Source organism: Micromonospora sp. KC721, from assembly GCF_004348355.1.
GTDB lineage: Bacteria > Actinomycetota > Actinomycetes > Mycobacteriales > Micromonosporaceae > Micromonospora.
This window is the reverse complement of the sequence record NZ_SMJY01000144.1, coordinates 1-16,038: the sequence shown is the minus strand read 5'-3', so window position 1 is coordinate 16,038 and position 16,038 is coordinate 1. Positions and strand designations below refer to the sequence as shown.

14 protein-coding genes are annotated in these 16,038 nt (G+C 73.0%); 8 read left to right on the top strand and 6 right to left on the bottom strand.

Annotated elements, in window-relative coordinates:
- The 5 genes from E1182_RS21865 to E1182_RS21845 form a co-directional block, all read right to left on the bottom strand.
- Positions 1 to 2,109: nitrate- and nitrite sensing domain-containing protein (locus E1182_RS21865; RefSeq protein ID WP_132268328.1), on the bottom strand; the 2,109-nt coding region annotated here is incomplete at its 3' end.
- Positions 2,110 to 2,291: 182 nt separating this feature from the next.
- Positions 2,292 to 3,197: a terpene synthase family protein gene (locus E1182_RS21860; RefSeq protein WP_132268326.1), complete on the bottom strand. Its 906-nt coding sequence runs from the start codon at positions 3,195 to 3,197 to the stop codon at positions 2,292 to 2,294.
- Between the two features lie 10 nt (positions 3,198 to 3,207).
- Entirely contained in the window at positions 3,208 to 4,554 is a 1,347-nt protein-coding gene (locus E1182_RS21855) for a cytochrome P450 (RefSeq protein WP_132268334.1), read from the bottom strand.
- Between the two features lie 279 nt (positions 4,555 to 4,833).
- Positions 4,834 to 5,424, bottom strand: a complete 591-nt coding sequence (locus E1182_RS21850; RefSeq protein ID WP_207914583.1) for a hypothetical protein — start codon at positions 5,422 to 5,424, stop codon at positions 4,834 to 4,836.
- Positions 5,425 to 5,548: 124 nt separating this feature from the next.
- Positions 5,549 to 6,802, bottom strand: coding sequence for an MFS transporter (locus E1182_RS21845; protein ID WP_243706363.1), 1,254 nt, complete (start codon positions 6,800 to 6,802; stop codon positions 5,549 to 5,551).
- Positions 6,803 to 7,236: 434 nt separating this feature from the next.
- Here E1182_RS21845 and E1182_RS21840 point away from each other — a divergent pair, with 434 nt between their 5' ends.
- The 8 genes from E1182_RS21840 to E1182_RS21805 all read left to right on the top strand — a co-directional run bounded on the left by E1182_RS21840 (position 7,237) and on the right by E1182_RS21805 (position 15,583).
- Positions 7,237 to 8,028 carry a hypothetical protein gene (locus tag E1182_RS21840; protein WP_132268324.1) on the top strand — a complete coding sequence of 264 codons (792 nt, stop codon included), beginning with the start codon at positions 7,237 to 7,239 and terminating at the stop codon, positions 8,026 to 8,028.
- A complete protein-coding gene (locus E1182_RS21835; protein WP_132268322.1) occupies positions 8,025 to 9,380 on the top strand; it encodes a CocE/NonD family hydrolase in 1,356 nt (451 codons plus the stop codon). Before E1182_RS21840 ends, E1182_RS21835 begins: the two co-directional genes overlap by 4 nt.
- Entirely contained in the window at positions 9,368 to 10,756 is a 1,389-nt protein-coding gene (locus E1182_RS21830) for a YcaO-like family protein (RefSeq protein ID WP_132268319.1), read from the top strand. Before E1182_RS21835 ends, E1182_RS21830 begins: the two co-directional genes overlap by 13 nt.
- Entirely contained in the window at positions 10,753 to 11,931 is a 1,179-nt protein-coding gene (locus E1182_RS21825) for a YcaO-like family protein (RefSeq protein WP_132268317.1), read from the top strand. The genes E1182_RS21830 and E1182_RS21825 overlap by 4 nt, the downstream gene beginning before the upstream one ends.
- 64 nt (positions 11,932 to 11,995) lie before the next feature.
- Positions 11,996 to 12,940, top strand: a complete 945-nt coding sequence (locus E1182_RS21820) for an ABC transporter substrate-binding protein (protein WP_132268315.1) — start codon at positions 11,996 to 11,998, stop codon at positions 12,938 to 12,940.
- Positions 12,941 to 13,996 (top strand): iron ABC transporter permease, encoded by a 1,056-nt coding sequence (locus E1182_RS21815; protein ID WP_132268313.1) that lies wholly within the window; start codon positions 12,941 to 12,943, stop codon positions 13,994 to 13,996.
- Positions 13,993 to 14,829 carry an ABC transporter ATP-binding protein gene (locus E1182_RS21810; protein WP_132268311.1) on the top strand — a complete coding sequence of 279 codons (837 nt, stop codon included), beginning with the start codon at positions 13,993 to 13,995 and terminating at the stop codon, positions 14,827 to 14,829. The genes E1182_RS21815 and E1182_RS21810 overlap by 4 nt, the downstream gene beginning before the upstream one ends.
- Positions 14,830 to 14,947: 118 nt before the next feature.
- Entirely contained in the window at positions 14,948 to 15,583 is a 636-nt protein-coding gene (locus tag E1182_RS21805) for a DUF2238 domain-containing protein (protein WP_132268309.1), read from the top strand.
- A gap of 92 nt (positions 15,584 to 15,675) precedes the next feature.
- Here the strand turns inward: E1182_RS21805 and E1182_RS21800 are convergent.
- Positions 15,676 to 16,038: cellulose binding domain-containing protein (locus E1182_RS21800; protein ID WP_207921475.1), on the bottom strand; the 363-nt coding region annotated here is incomplete at its 5' end.

Below are 16,038 nucleotides of genomic sequence, written 5' to 3'. Positions count from 1 at the left end.
GGGCGGGGCGGCGGGCGGTGTGGTGGTGGCCGGCGATGTGGAGGCGTCCCGCCTGCTCGACCGCTGCGGCAGACCCAGGGTGGGCGTCGGCGTGTTCAGCGCGGCCACCGCCGCGGCTTCGGTGACCACCGACGGGGCGCGCGGCGTCAGCGGTCGCGGCGCCTGGGCCTGCGCCATCGGGCTGACCGCCGCCGTCGCGGGCACCGGCCCGCCGGTCGGCGCCACCGGCTGAGCGTTGGTGATCAGCTCCTTGGGGATGAGCACAACCGCCGTGGTGCCGCCGTACGGGGAGTCCTTCAGCTGGACGGTGAGGTGGTGTTTGTTCGCCAGTCGGCTCACCACGAACAACCCGAGCTGGTTGGCGTTGGACAGGCTGAACTCCTGGTCGCTGGCGATCTGCTCGTTGGCGGCCGCCATCTCCTCCGCGCCCATGCCGAGCCCGCGGTCCTCGATCTCCACGACGAAGCCCCGGCCCACCAACTGTCCCCGGACCTGGACCTCGGTGTGCGGTGGCGAGAAGGACAGGGCGTTCTCGATCAGCTCGGCGAGCAGGTGGATGACGTCGCCGACCGCGCGTCCGGCGAGCCCGACGGAGCCGAAGGGCTGCACCGTCACCCGGGCGTAGTCCTCCACCTCCTGGGTGGCGGCCCGGGCGACGTCGAGCATCGGCACGTCGCGGCGCCAGGCGCGGGCCGGGGTGGCCCCGGAGAGCACCACCAGGTTCTCCGCGTTGCGGCGCATCCGGACGGCCAGGTGGTCGACCCGGAACAGGTCCTCCAGCTCCTCCGCGTCCTGTTCCCGCCGTTCCATCGCGTCGAGCAGGGTGACCTGTCGGTGCACCAGTCCCTGGGTACGGCGGGCCAGGCTGAGGAAGACGTCGCGGACGTTGCGGCGAAGCTCGGCCTGCTCCACCGCGGTGCGGATCGCGGTCTCCTGCACGCGGTTGAACGCTTGGCCCACCTGGCCGATCTCGTCGTCGCCGAAGTCGAGCGGTGGGGCCTCCTTGGCCACGTCGACCTTCTCGCCGTGTCCGAGGCGTTCCACCACGGACGGAAGACGCTCGTCGGCCAGCTTGTGGGCCGCCACCTGAAGCCGTTGCAGCTGGGCGACCAGGGCCCGTGCCGTCGTGATGGACACGATGACGGAGGCGATGACCGCCAGCAGCCCCAGCCCGGCGGCCAACACCAACCGGACGACGACCCCCACGGCGACCGGGGTGGCCCGTTCCACCAGTGCGTCACCGTTGGCGAGCACCATCTTCTGCAGCTCGTTGAGTGAGGACTCCGCGGCGTCGTTCCACTCCTGGGCTCCGATCGCCGGTTTGGCGGTGTCGCGATCGCTGGCGAGCACCCTGTCCTCCAGCCGGCGGAGGTCGGCGAACGCGCTGCCCGTGAGCACCGCTTCGAGCTGCTCGTGCTCGGGGTTGCGGAGCCGGGGCGCGGTGCGGTCGGTCAGGAAGCGGTGCGCGGCGACGAGCTGCGTGAACCGGGTGTGCTCGGGGGCGGTCATCCGGCCGGCCGCGAGCGCGCCGGTCATCAGCGCGTCCTCCTGGGACACCAGCTCCCGCATGCGGTAGAGCTCGATCAGGTTCCGGGTGTCCGCCTCGATCTCCGTGTCGTCGAGGGCGGCGGCCACGTCGTAGAGCCGGAACAGCACCTCGATGAGCTCGGTGAAGACGGTGGCCGCCTCGGACCGGCCGATCTGTCGACCGTCGATCGACTGCCGGGTCGCCGGCAACCGGTCCAGAGCCGCGAGGGCGTCGTCGACGTGCCGCTCGGCCGTGTCGTTGGCGGCGGTCCTGGCAAGCCAGCTGCGCGCCGAGGACCGGAAGGCCGCCGCCGCCTCGTCGACCTTGTTCCGCTCGGCGGCGAGGGCCGCCTGGCGGGCGCCACTCACGGTGCCGAGCTGGGCGGTGGACAGGCGGCGTTCGACCTGAAGGTTCAGCAGCAGCGGCTCACTGGGGCCGATGATCTGGCTGTCCATGGCCTGCACGCCCAGCAGATTGACGCCGTCCCTCAAGGTCACCCAGGCCGCGAACGACCAGAGCGCCACCAGCGACAGCAGGAGAGCAACAACTTTCGCACGAAGATTCGCGCTGCCAGACCGCATTGGACCGTCCCATGCCGGACATAGACGGTTTGCCGGCAATGAATGCCGGACAAGCCATTGGAGATGCAGACCGGCGCACGCTAGCAGTTAGCCGACAGATTGCTCAAGGTCGTCCCGGCGTCACGGCCGGCTGGCCTGCGCATAGCCATATCTATGTCTCTCGTCACGTTCCGGTGCTCGGGTCACCGGTCGAAGCTGCCCCAGAAGTCGGTGCCGTGGTAGAAGCCGCTGGTGAACCCGATTTCCCGGGCCAGGTAGAGTGCCTCCTGCGGGCAACTACCCGCCAGGTCCTCCAGTGACTTGCGGCATCGGTCGAGCTGGTCGGCGATGTGGCGGGTCATCTTCTCGCGGTCGACGCCCAGCATGAGTGCGTTGAGGTCTCCCGACCGGACGTCGCGTTCGTAGCTGGCCAGGTCGTTCACCAACCGGATGGCCTGCTGTGCCTCGCGGCTGGCGGCGGTCAGTTCCGGCAGGTGTGCCAGGACGTCCGGCTCGCTGGTGGCGATCCAATGTGAGACGTTGACAAAGGACGCCCCGTAGTTGTCGGCGTTGTCCAGGTACTCCGCCAAGGTTGGCGGCGACCACCCGCCGAGCGTCCGCGCCGACCGCCACCGCCACTCCCGCGCATCGGCGGTGAGCATACGCCGGACCTCCTCCCGCCACGCCGATCGCAACGCGGCGAAGGCCGGCCTGGTGGCCAACTCGTCGCGGATCTCTGCCAGGAAGCGCCCGAGGTCGTCGTCGTCGGCCGGGGTGCCGCCGTCCGCCACGGCCAGACAGCTGGACACGGTGGACTCGACCGCCTCCCAGGACGTGGCGGAAAAGTCGATCTGCCAGTCCTCCGCGGTGACCCAGAGCGAAGCGCGGTTGGCGATCCGCAGTTGCTCGGCGGTGCACCAGGGAGCGATGAACGCGGTCGACATGGCCAGCGCCCCGAGCATGGCACCGTCGACCGGCGGGTCAGGAAACAGCCTTGGATACGCCGCGACCCGCTGTTGCAGGTCGCGGTGGCCCCTGGCGGCGAGGGCACAGATCCGCCCCTGCTCCGAGGCGGCCGTGAACCCGTCGACGAAGGGAGAGGAAGACACGGCTCGGCTCCTATCGGGTGCGGTGGCGGTCGAGCGGCGTGAGGACCACCTCCACCGGCCGGGCCGGTCGAAGCGACGCGGCGACCCGGGTGCGGGGGATGGCGGAATCGGTCAGGGTGAACCGGAACCTGCTGACCAGCGTGGTCACGATCAGGACCGCCTCGACGTTGAACAGGTGCTCGCCCAGGCACCGGTGTCGGCCTCCGCCGAAGGGGTAGTAGGCGTACCGGGGCAGCGGTTGACGTGCCTGCTGCTCGGGTGCGAACCGTTCCGGGTCGAAGTCCGCCGCGGTCGGGCCCCAGAGGGAGGGCAGGCGCTGCGTGGCGTACGGGGAGAGGACGATGGTGGCCCCCGGCTCGATGCGTACGCCGCCGAGGACGTCGGCGCCGGCCGCCCGGCGCGGCACGATCCACCCGGCGGGGTAGAGACGGAGCAGTTCCTGCAGGACCAGCCGGGTGTAGGTCAGCTCCGGCAGGTGGTCGGCGCGGACCGGGCCGGGGCCGACCACTCGCCCGACCTCGTCGTAGAGCCGTTCGGTCACGTCGGGATGGTTGGTCAGGACCGGCCACAGCCAGGTGAGCACCACGTAGGTCGTCTCCGTGGTGACCGCGACCATCGAGACGAGGTCGTCGCGCATCTGCTTCATGCTCAGCGGCTGGCCCTCGGCGGTGCGCGCCCGGGCCAGGGTGGACAGGACGTCGTCGCCCTCCCCGGGCTCCCGCAGCGCCTCGCGGAGCACGGGCAGCAGGATGTCGTCGATGGCCTCCACGGCGGCGTGGAACCGCTTGTCGCCGGGCAGCCGGATCCACCAGGGCACGAAGGGTGCGAGCAGGCGCGGTGCCATCGAGGTGACGATCACCTCCTGCGCCGCCATGATGCGCAGGGCGGAGTCCACCGAGACCCGGTCGGCGAAGAAGACCCGCATGATGGCGCTGGACACCATGCGGGACAGTTCGCCACCGATGTTGACCGGCTGCCCGGCGGCGGCCACCTCGTCGAGGCGGCCGGCCGTGTCGGCGACGGCGTCGGCCATCGTGTCCACCAGGGCGTTGAGCCGGGTCGGGCGGAACAGCGGGGCCAGCGTCCTGCGGCTCGCCGTCCAGGTCTCTCCCTCGGCGAGGATTCCGTCGCCGACCAGTTTCCGCACCGACCGCCACAGCGGTGTGTCGTCACCACGGGGGTAGTTGTCGGCCTTTTCGTGCAGGACCTGCTGCACGTGTTCGGGATTGGTGACCAGGTAGGCGCTGGACACTCCGAGCCCCACCCGCACGACGTCGCCGTCGGCACGGTTCGCCATCTCGACGAGTGTCTGGTGGGGATTGCGGATCAGCCGCGGCAGGGCCTGCCAGGCGGGAATCGATCGCGCTCTGACCCCTGCCGGTGGGTTCGGCAACGCGCACCCCTCTCCTCCGCTCCCCGCTGGAGGCCGGTGCCACCGGGCCGGAGCGAGTCCGGCCTAGTCTCGTTGGTAGAACGTGCGTTGTGCAATGGGTGGCTTTCATGTCACACATCGCTGCCCGTGCGGTCCCCACGATTGTCGGCGGCACCGGCCATCCTGGCCGGTGCCCGCGCGCAAGAGGGCGGTGACGGTGGGAAGGCCGGGGCAACGGCCGGGCATTCCGACCGCCGCCGGGCCTCAGCCCGGCAGCAGCCGACGCATGACCCCCTTGGCGGTGGCGACGCTGCGGTACGACTGCACGAGGTACGAGCCGAGCACGATGTTCGCGCCGGCCAGCACCGGCACGACGTACTGGGCGATGCGCTGGCGGCGCTGCCACCGGGCGATTTCGTCCGGGGTGTTTCCGGTCGGGATGGTCGCGTCGACGACCTCCAGGTGCTCGCCGCGCTGCTGGGCCTCCTCGGCGAGCTGCCCGATCCGGGTGCCGCAGTATGCGGCGTAGGCGGTGGCTCCCGCGCCGAGCACGGCCGCTCCGGCCTTCATGGCTCCCACCGACGCGAAGCCCTTCTGCAACGCCAGCCGCCGCCCACCGACCCGGGTGAGCTGCATTCCGGCGATCAGGGTGGCGCCGATGCCGAGCCACTGCACCGGGCTGAACCGGGTCCACGCCGACTCGGCGACCCGGATGCGGTCGATGCCCTGGGCCAGGTCGGCGCCGGACTTGTTCACCCCGGCCACCCCCATGACGGTGCCACCGAACCACAACGCCGATCCGACGTCGTGTACCGCCTGGGCGACGGCGTGGTTGTCGGTCGCGGTCATCTGCATGATCGTGCTCCTCCGGCTCGGGATACGGCGTGTCAGGCCGGTTCCGACAGTAGGAATCCGACGGTGTCCCGCGATTGCTTTCTGCGGCAAACCACCCCATCTGGTGGGTGAGGGGTGGGCCCGCTCATCCCGGCAGCCGGGGCGGGTCGAGCCGGCCCCGACGCAGGAGAGCCAGCCAGGTGGCGCCGGCGAGCACCATGAGAACCCCGGCGGCCGCCGCCACCAGTCCGGGCGGGTGCCGGTCGACCAGGATGCCGCCGGCGAGGGAGGACAGGGCCAGGGCGCCGGTGGCGGTGGCGCTCCACAGCGCCATGAGCCGGCCGCGTACGGCGTTGTCGGCGTGGCGCAGCAGGACGGCGACAGCCACCGGTCCGTACAGCACGTCGGCGGCGGAGGCGAGCGCCCAGCAGGTGAGGGCGAGACCGACCCCGGGCGCCAGGCCGAAGGCGATGGTGGCCAGCCCTTCGCCCAGGCAGGAGAGTCCGAGCACGGTCAGTTGCCGACGGGCGGGTAGCCGTTGGATGCGGGCGGCTGCCCAGAGCAGGACGGCGGCTCCGGTGACCCCCTGCGCGGCGTAGAACCAGCCGACGCCGCCGTCGCCGAGGCGGTAGGTCCGGGTGGCGAGGAAGGTCATCGTCACGATCGCCGCGCCGAGGCCGAGGCAGAACAGTGCCTCGACGATCAGCAGGGCGCGGACCTGCCGGTGCCGCAGCGCGTGCCGGACCCCGGCGGCCAGTGCGGCGAGGACGCTGTCCCGATGGGCCACGCCGGTCTCCCCGCGGCGCTGGCCGCCCCGTGCCCGCCGGGTGCACCCGGCGGAGACGAGGAACGACGCCGCGTTGATGACGAACGCCCACCGCCAGCCGAACAGGCCCACCGCCGCCGCGCCGGCCAGCCCACCCACCGCCTGTAGCAGCAGGCCGTTGACCTGGACCAGTGCCCCGAACAGCACGTACTCGTCGGGCTCGACCAGGCTCGGCATCCAGGCGTTACGGGCAGCCTGGAAGGTGAAGCCGGTCGCGGCCGAGACGAACGTCAGCGGGTAGACCAGCCAGATCCATCGAGGGCTGTCGGCGAGCAGGAAGGCGCCGGCGAGCCCGGCGAGGGTCAGGTCGGTGACCACCATGAGGGTGCGCCGGTCCATCCGGTCGGCGAGGACACCCGCGAAGCCTCCGACGAGGACGCCGGGCAGGTACCGCAGGGCGAGGGTGGCGCCGGCGGCCAGACCGGCGCCGGTGTGGTGGTAGACCATCGCGAACACGGCGACGGCGCTGAACCAGCCCCCGCAGACGCTGATCAGGTTGCCCAACCAGAGCCAGCGAAACTCGGTGCGGTCGGTCAGGACGCGGAGCATGCCGGGCGCGGCGATGGCGGTCACGCGACGAGCGTAGTGAAATCGATGCCCATTCCCAAGAGTGTTGACAACCATTTTCATCCACTGGCATGGTGGGTGCAGCCCACAGTCGGTGACCGAGGGCTCACCGCCATCCGTTCCAGTGCTGACTCGAGCGTGGCCAGCCAGGCCCGCGCTCGTCGCCCGCCACGGGCCGCCGACGCGCTACCGCCGCGGCCCGGAGAAGCCGCCACGAGCCCGGAAGGGAGGTGACAGTGATGAAGGTCGAGAAGCTCACGGTGCAGACGGTCCGCGCCTCGGTGCACACGTCGAACCACGCGACGCTGCGCAACGCCAGCGTCGCCTGGCGCAAGCGGTGACGCCGCCCAGCCGGCTCCCCGTGAGCCGGTGAACCGGGGTGCGTGGGCGGATGTGGCGCCCACGCACCCCTCCCAAGGCTAGATTCCTGATGAGGAGCTATGGACTGGTCCCTGGTCGACCGCCCGCTGTGTCTCGCGCCGGGCGCCGCTGTCGTCCCCACGGCGGATGGCTTCCTGCTGGTCACGCCGACCGAGGACTTCATCACCATCGACGTCGAAACCGACCGTCGGGAGCTGGTCGCGTCCCTGTTGTCCGGGAAACTCACCCCGGGTGCGGCACTCGCGCGCGACGCCGACGCCGCCGGGTTGCTCGACGTGCTGGCCGACGAAGGGCTCCTCGCCGAGGAGGCGGACACCGCTGCCGGGCCGGTGGTGCTGCTGGGCGACGGCGTCCTGGTCGAGCACCTGTGCCACCTGCTGGATGTGAAGCGCACCGACGACATCGGCGGTGCGGCGGTGGTCGTCGCGTGCGCCGACTGGCTGCCCGACGCCCGCTGGCGTCGGCTGGACGCCGACTGCGTGGCCGCCGGAATCGCGTGGCATCGCGGCTACGCCGAGGGTGGGCGCTGGTACGCCGGGCCACTGTCCGTGCCGGGCGTCGGGCCGAGCTACGCCGACCTGCGGTTGCGGCGGCTGGCCGCCAGCCCGTTCCCCGACCAGTTGCTGGCCTACTGGGCGTGGCTCGACTCCGGCGGGCGACCCGCCGCCTCGCCCGACCCGGCGGGAGCCGCGGTGGTGGCCGGCCTCATCGCCACGGATGTGCGCGCCTATCTCACGGGCCGGCCCGTCCCGGGCGATCGCACACAGTACGGGGTGGACGTCACCGCCGGGGTGCTCCGGCGGCACCCGGTGCTGCCGGTGCCGCCGGACGTGATGGTGCAGGTACCGTGACCATCCGAGTCGGCATCGACGTGTCCGGTCTGGCCACCGACGTGTGGCTGCCGGACGGACCGGCGACCACGGTGCTGGTGCGCACCCCGTACGGCACGCCGGGACTCTGGCCGGAGGCGGCGGCGTACGCGGCGGCCGGGTATGCCGTGGTCCTCCAGGACGTGCGGGGCAGGTTCCGCTCCGCCGGACGGTTCACCGCCGGAGCCGACGAGACCGCCGACGGGCACGCCGCCGTCGACTGGGTCACCAGCCAGCCCTGGTCTGACGGGCGGGTGGTGCTTGTCGGCACCGGGTACGAGACGTACACCGCCTGGTGTGCCAGCGGCCATCCGGCGGTGGCCGGGGTGGTCAGCCGGCAGCCGTGGCCGGCGGGCGACGGGTTCCCGCCGGTGGACGCCGAGCTGTGGTGGCGTACCGAACACGGCACCGGGCGGGTCGGCCATCCCGGCCTGACCCCCCTGGCGGCGGCCGTCACCGACCTGCCGCTGGACGACGGGGAGCTGCCCGACCGGTGGCCGGTCGACATCCGGCCGTGGCCGCCGAGCGCCGCCGACACCGCCACAGCCCAGCGGCGCGTCGAGGAGGCGGTGGCGCAGTGTCGGGCACCGTCGCTGCACCTCGGCAGCTGGTACTGCCGGTCGGCGGCGGCCACCCTGCGCCACGCGGCGCTCGCCACCGAGGCCACCTGTGTGGTCGGTGGCTGGGTGTCGCCGTTGACCCACGAGCTGTCCGCCGAGTGCGCCATCGACGTGCCGGTCGACCCGGACCCGTCGGCCCTCGCCCTGGAGTGGCTCGTCGGCACGCTCGACGGTCCCCGGACGCTCTGGCTGGGCAGTGGGGCCTGGCGTGCCGGTTCCCCGATGCCGCCCGCGCCGGCCCGCACCCGGGAGCTGATCGCGTCCACCGGGCCGGTGGTGCTGACCGCCGATCCGGGGCGGGCGTACCCGTCGCTGCCGCACTCGGCCGATCTCGGCCCGCTCACGGACGTGCCCGGCGTGCTGGCTGCGACGGCGGACGGTCCGCTGGCCTACCACGGCCCGGTGACCTGCCGGGTCTCCGGCCGGGCGGATGCGCCGTCGCAGCTCGTCGCGACGCTGGTCCACGAGACCCCGGCCGGGGTGCGCACGGTGCTCACCGACGGCGTCACCCAGATCCCCGACGGGCCCTGGACAGTCGAGATCGCCTGCCGCCCGGTCGCCGTCGACCTTCCCTGCGGGCACCGGCTGCGGCTGGAACTGACCACCGGCCGGTATCCCCGGCACCCCCGTCCACCCGCGCCGGCGACGCTCACCATCACCACGTACGCCCTGGACGCGCCCGAACCAGAGGAGAGCCAGCCGTGCACGCGCTGATCGACACCCGTACCGGCGTGGTGCGGGGCACCGTCCGGCTGCCGGCGGAGCAGTGGTGGCCGTACGGGCTCGACGTGGTGGTGGCGGACGTGTCCGACATGATGCGCCACCTGCCCTGGCCGGCGGACCGGGTCGCCACCGGCACCGCGTTCGCCGACCCCGAGCAGGCCCACCGCCGCGCCGTCGGGGAGGCCGTCGAACGCTACTGCGGCAACTTCGTACCCGCCGGGCTGCGCCGGGCCAGCCATCGGGAACTGCTCGCCCGGGGTGAGCGCGCGGTCGACCCGACCACGCTGGCGCTGCACTCACCCGCCCAGTACGCGCAACCCGACTTCCCGTTCCGGCCCTTCACCGACGATCTGCAGGTGCTGTGGGCACCCGGGTACGCCCTGTCCGACGGCGCCCCGACGGCCGTTCCGGCGTCCCTGGTCTACGTCAACTGGCTGATACCGCCCCGGACCGACGAACCGCGGACCAACTTCTCGATGCTGTCCGGGCTGGCGGCCGGGCCGACCCGGGCCGCCGCGGAGACGGCCGCGCTGGAGGAGGTCATCGAGCGGGACGCCACCGTGATCTGGTGGGCCAACGGGCTCCCCGCCCGCCCGGTCGACGTGACCCACCCGGCGCTGTCCCGGCTGCTGGTGCCGGACCGGCAGCGGGGGCCGGGCTGGGCCCGTGCCGCCGGCACCTCCGCCGACATCCGGTACCGGGTGATCGTCATCCCGACCGTGTTCGACGTGCCCGTCGTCGGGGTGCTGCTCGACGACCCCGAGCTGCAGATCACCGCCATCGGCGTCGCCGCCCGACCCGAACCGGTATCGGCGGTCGCCAAGGCCCTCGCCGAGGCGGTCACCCTGCGCCGGTACGCGGTCGGCCTGCTCGATCCGGACGGCGAGATCTGGCAGGCGGCCGGGACCGGGCTCATCGACGGAAGCGTCTTCCATCCCTGGCGGGCCGACCGGTGCTACTCCCGGTCGTACCGCCCGGACTGGTCCGACGTGGTGGACCTCGGTTGTCACGGTCAGCTCTGGCTGGACCCCGCCCTGCGGGCGCACCTGCACCCGATCACCGGCGGCGACGAACCGATCGGGCTCGACGATCTGCCGCACGTCGACGGCGACGTCCGGACCGGCTACCTGAACCGGCTGGCCGGCCAGGGTATCGAGGCGGTCGCCGTGGACGTGACAACACCGGACGCGGCGGCGGCCGGGGTCGCCGTCGTGCGGGTGGTGGCCCCGGGCACCTACGGCAATCCTCCGGCGGCCTACCCGTTCCTCGGCGGCAGCCGCCTCTACACCGACCCGGTACGCCTGGGCCTGCGCGCCACACCGCTGCCCGAGGCGGACGTCAACCGCGTCCCCCTGCCACACACATGATCACCGACGGACGGACCGGGCTCGTCACCGCGCTGCACCACGAACGCCTGCCGGTCGGCCTGCACGTCACCCACGCCGATCTCGCCTTCCTGGGCCCGGCCGGTGGCCGACCCACCGTCTCCGGGGCGTCGTGGACCTGCCCGGACGCCGCCACCGCGGCTGCGCTGGGCGAGGCGATGGAACGCTACTGCGGGCACCGCACCCCCCGGCCCACCACTGTGGACACCTGGCACGGCCTGACCGCGCGCGGCGAGCACGCGGTCGACCCACGGCGGCTCGCCCTGTACCGGCCCGACCAGGCGGTTCCGTTCACCGGGATCGACCGCACCGACCAGATCGCCTGGGTCGCCGGCAGCGACCCGCACCGGGCGCGGGTCTGGGTGCCGGCGTCGCTGTGCGTACTCGCCCCACCGGACACCGGCCCGGCGCCCCACCTGCCCGTCGCGGCCGGCATCGCGGCCGGCCCCACGAGGCAGCGGGCCCGCGCCGCCGCGCTGGCCGAGGTCGTCGAACGTCACGCCCTGGCCACCTGCTGGCACGCCGGCACCCGCTTGCCGCTGCTGCGGCAGACCGTTCCCGGCTTTACCGGCGCGCTGCGGGCCGTACCGAACCTGCTGTCCGCGCCCGTCGTGCTGGCCGTTGTCGCGGACCACGACGGGCTGCTCGGCGTCGGCTGCGCGCTGGCCACCGATGCCGCCACCGCCGCCGGCAAGGCCGCCGCCGAGGCGTGCCAGAGCCTGCGCACCGTACGGCTGGTCGCCGACGGGGCGCTGGACTGGCAGCCGCTGCGGCCAGCCCGGGCGGATCGCCGCTACGCCGCCTCGTACGCCCCCGACCTGTCCGACGTCACCGACATCGTGTGCCACGCGCAACTGCTCGCCGACCCCCGCGTCGCCGAGACCGTCACCGGCCGGCTCGCCGGTGGTGAACCCGTTCCGGAACACCACGGCTGGGCCGGCACCGGCCCCGACCTGGACGCCGCCCTCGCCGCCCACGGCCTGACCGCGTTCACCGTGGACCTCACGACCGCGGACGTCGCCGCCCTCGGCCACACCGTTGTCCGCGTCGTCGTGCCCGGCCTGCGGTCCACGGCGCCGGCTGCCTTCCCGTTCCTCGGCGCGGGTGCCGAGCCCCTGCCCGAACGCCCGTGCCTCCTTCCGGTGCCGCATGTCTGACCGGCCCGGGGCGACCCGGCCCAGCACGCCGTTTCGTCATTTGCCCGAGAGAAAGAGAACACCCATGAGAAAAACCCTGATCGCGGGGGCATTGTCGTTCACCCTCACCGCCTGCGGCGGCTCGACCGGGCCGACCACCGCCGCGGCCGGCGGCGCGTCCACGCCGAAGACCGTCACCAACTGCGGCCAGCCGTACACCTACCGGCAGGCGCCGCAGCGCATCGTCACCTCCAGCACCCCGGCCACCGAAATCGTCCTGGCGCTGGGCCAGCGCGACCGCCTGGTCGGCACCGTCGCCCCCGGTGAGCTACTGCCCGAGTACGCCGACGACCTGCAGGGGGTGACCATCATCGCCAAGAAGGCGTTCCCCCCGCCGTCGAAGGAGACCGTGCTCGCCGCTCGCCCCGAACTCGTGGTCAGCGCCTACCCGGACGACTACGGGCCCAAGGCTCTCGGTGACCGGGCCAAGCTCGCCGAGGAGGGGGTGAACTCGTACCTGCTGTCGGGTGCCTGCTCCGGCCACAAGGCCACGCTGGAGGACACCTACGCCGACCTGAAGAACCTTGGTGACCTGCTCGGCGCGGCGGACCAGGCCGACGCGGTGGCCACCAGGCTGCGCGGCGAGGTGGAGGCGGTCAAGCCGGTGTCCGGCAACCCGAAGGTCTTCGTCTACTCCGGCGGCAAGGAGAAGCCCACCACCCCCGGATCCCACTCCCTGGTGGACGACCTGCTGAGCCGGGCCGGCGCTACCAACGCCTTCCCCGAGGTCACCGGTTACGGTCAGGTCAACTGGGAGGAACTGGTCAAGCGGAACCCGGACGCGATCCTGGTCGAGGACCAGGCGTTCGAGCCCGCCGACGCGGCGATCGCGTTCCTGACCAGCTACCCGCCGATCCAGGGCGTCACCGCCGTCAAGCAGAAGCGGTTCATCGTCGTCCCGGTCAACGACAACCAGCCGGGGCTGCGCTCCGGTCGGGCCCTGCGTGCCATCGTCGCCGGGCTCGGCTGAGTGACCACCCGCACCGCCGCCCCCGCCGTGGTCGTCCGGACCAGGGCGGGGGCCGTCCGGCTCCCGCTCGCCGGATGGCTCGCCCTGCTGACCGCCGCGCTCGTCGCGTCGGTTGCCGCCGCCGTCAGCCTCGGTCCCGTCGCCATCCCCCTCGGCGTCGTGTGGCGGGTCATCGGCCACGAACTCGGCCTCGCCGACGGCACCGGCATCATCGGCCCGGACCGGGCCATCGTCTGGGGCATCCGCCTGCCGCGCGTCCTGCTGGGCGCCGTCACCGGCGCAGGGCTCGCCCTGGTCGGCGCCGTGCTCCAGGCCGTCCTGCGCAACCCGCTCGCCGACCCGTACCTCATCGGGGTCACCTCCGGCGCATCCCTCGGCGCCGTCAGCGTGATGCTGCTCGGCCTGGCCCCGCTCGCCGTCGTCTCGGTGCCGGCCGGGGCGTTCGCCGGCGCGGTCGCCGCCTTCGCCGTCGTCCTGGCCCTCGGCCGCGCCAGCACCGTCCGGCTGATCCTGGCCGGCGTCGCCGTCGCCGCGCTGTGCGAGGCCGTCACCCAGTACGTCGTGCTGACCACGCCGGACCGGGACGTGCGCTCCGCGCTGCACTGGACTCTCGGCGGGCTGGCCGGCACCGAGTGGGGGCACCTGCCCGTCGCCGCCGCCGTGACCGGGGCGGCCGGCATCTGGTTCGTCACCCACATCACCCGGCTGAACGCGCTGACGCTGGGCGACGACACCGCCGCCAGCCTCGGCGTGGACGGCGACCGGGTACGCCGCCAGCTCATCGTCGGCTGCGCACTGGTCACCGCGAGCCTGGTCTCCGTCACCGGCGGCATCGGCTTCGTCGCCCTCATCGTCCCGCACACCATGCGGCTGCTGGTCGGCCCCGACCACCGGCGTCTGCTGCCGGTCGCCGCCCTCGCCGGCGCGGTCTTCCTGGTCTGGGTGGACCTGGCCGCCCGCACCGTCAACGACCCCGACGAGGTGCCGATCAGCGTCATCACCGCGCTGCTGGGTGCCCCTTTCTTCCTGTACCTGCTGCGGAAGGCAAGCCCGTGACCCCGGCCCGACTCGACCTGCGTGGGGTCTGCTGGGGACCGCGCGGCGCAACCATCGTGCGCGACGTCGATCTCGCCGTCGCACCCGGCGAGATCGTCGGGCTGCTCGGCCCCAACGGCAGCGGCAAGTCCAGCCTGCTGCGCTGCGTCTACCGCAGGAACCGCCCCAGCAGCGGTGTGGTCCTGCTGGACGGGACGGACGTGTGGCGCCAACCCGCCCGGCAGGTTGCCCGGCAGGTGGCCGTGCTGACCCAGGACACCCCGCCGGATCTCGAGCACACCGTCGCCGACCTGGTCGCGCTGGGCCGGGTGCCGCACCAGTCCGCTGTCGGCGGTGCCGGTCCGAACGACCACGAGGTGGTCGCCGACGCCCTGCGCCGCTGTTCGCTCGACGAGCTCGCCGGCCGGCGGGTGGCGACCCTGTCCGGCGGGGAACGCCAGCGGGCCCACCTCGCCCGCGCCCTGGCCCAGCAGCCCCGGTTGCTGCTGCTCGACGAGCCGACCAACCACCTCGACCTCGCCCACCAGTTGGCGGTGCTCGACCTGGTCTGCGGCCTGGGAGTCACCGTCGTCGCCGCTCTGCACGACATCGAACTCGCCGCCGCGTACTGTGATCGGCTGGTGGTGCTGCACCGGGGCGCGGTCGCCGCCGCCGGCCCGCCCCGCGACGTCCTCACCGATCGGCTGCTGCGCGACGTGTACGGCGTCTCGGCCGGGGTCACCGACGACGGCGGCCGGCTGCGCCTGCGGCTGCCCGAACCGGCGCACCGTCGGGGTCGCGGCACCGCCGCCGGGCGTCCCCTCGTGCCGGGGCAGGCCGACGCAGGTCGATGAGGCGATCGCGGCGGCGGTGCGGGCGGCCCGGGCGGTGCGGCCGACCGGGACACGGTATCTTCGGCGTCCGGTCGACGGTGGGCTGGCTTCCCACCAGGTGACGACAGGAGGTCCGGCGGTGCCTCGAACACGTGCTCTGCTGCCGTTGGTGCTGCTCGGTGTGGTCGTCGTGGCGCTGGTGGTCTCCGGCATCCGGCCGTACGACCGGCTCACCTGGCTGTTGGAGACGGTGTGGGTGATCGTGGGGGTGCCGGCGGTGGTGCTGGCCTGGCGTCGCTTCCCGTTGACCACCCTGCTGTGCTGCCTGCTCGCGGTCCACGCGCTGATCCTGATCGCCGGCGGGCACTGGACGTACGCCCGGACCCCGATGGGGGAGTGGGCGCGGGAGGCGTTCGGGTTGTCCCGCAACCCGTACGACCGGCTGGGTCACTTCGCGCAGGGGTTCGTGCCGGCGATCCTGGTCCGGGAGGTCCTGGTCCGTCGCTCGCCGCTGCGCGGCAGCCGGTGGCTCGCCCCGTTGGTGGTCTGCGCCTGCCTGGCGTTCAGTGCGTTCTTCGAGATGTTGGAGTGGTGGGCTGCGGTGGTCGGCGGATCGGCCGCCGACGACTTCCTCGCCACCCAGGGCGACGTCTGGGACACCCAGTGGGACATGTTCCTCGCGCTGGTCGGGGCGATCACGTCGCTGGCCCTGTTCGGCCGGCTGCACGACCGCCAGCTTTCGTCCCCGAGCACGGTCCGCAGTCGACCTGCCTGACGAGTGCGCCCCGCTGATCCTCCTGACCGTCCGGAGGAGGCGGCCGGACGCCGTGGTGGACGCGTCGTCCACCACGGCACCGGGCGGTGCGGTCAGGCGATGGTGCAGGCGAGCCCGTTCAGGGTGAACGAGGTCGGCTCGCCGGTGTTGCCGGTGTGGCTGGCCTGGAAGCCGATGGTCACCGACGCGTTGGGCGCGATGGTCTCGTTGTAGGAGACGTTGCGGGCGGTCACCGCGCCGCTGGTCGGCGTGTAGGTGGCGTTCCAGCCACTGGTGATGCTCTGCCCGGCCGGCAGCGTGAAGCCGAGGCTCCAGCCGTTGATCGGGGTGGCGCCGGTGTTGGTGATGGTCACCGAGGCGGTCAGGCCGGTGTTCCACGCGTTGACCGTGTAGCCGACCCGGCAGGGCCCACCAGCCGGCGGCGGCGTCGTGGTCGGGGGCGGGCTGCTCGGCGG

Excerpts from the sequence above, each read along its gene's own strand:
- E1182_RS21820 (WP_132268315.1), top strand. The coding sequence starts at position 11,996 with ATGAGAAAAACCCTGATCGCGGGGGCATTGTCGTTCACCCTCACCGCC.
- E1182_RS21850 (WP_207914583.1), bottom strand. The coding sequence starts at position 5,424 with ATGCAGATGACCGCGACCGACAACCACGCCGTCGCCCAGGCGGTACAC.
- E1182_RS21840 (WP_132268324.1), top strand. The coding sequence starts at position 7,237 with ATGGACTGGTCCCTGGTCGACCGCCCGCTGTGTCTCGCGCCGGGCGCC.
- E1182_RS21825 (WP_132268317.1), top strand. The coding sequence starts at position 10,753 with ATGATCACCGACGGACGGACCGGGCTCGTCACCGCGCTGCACCACGAA.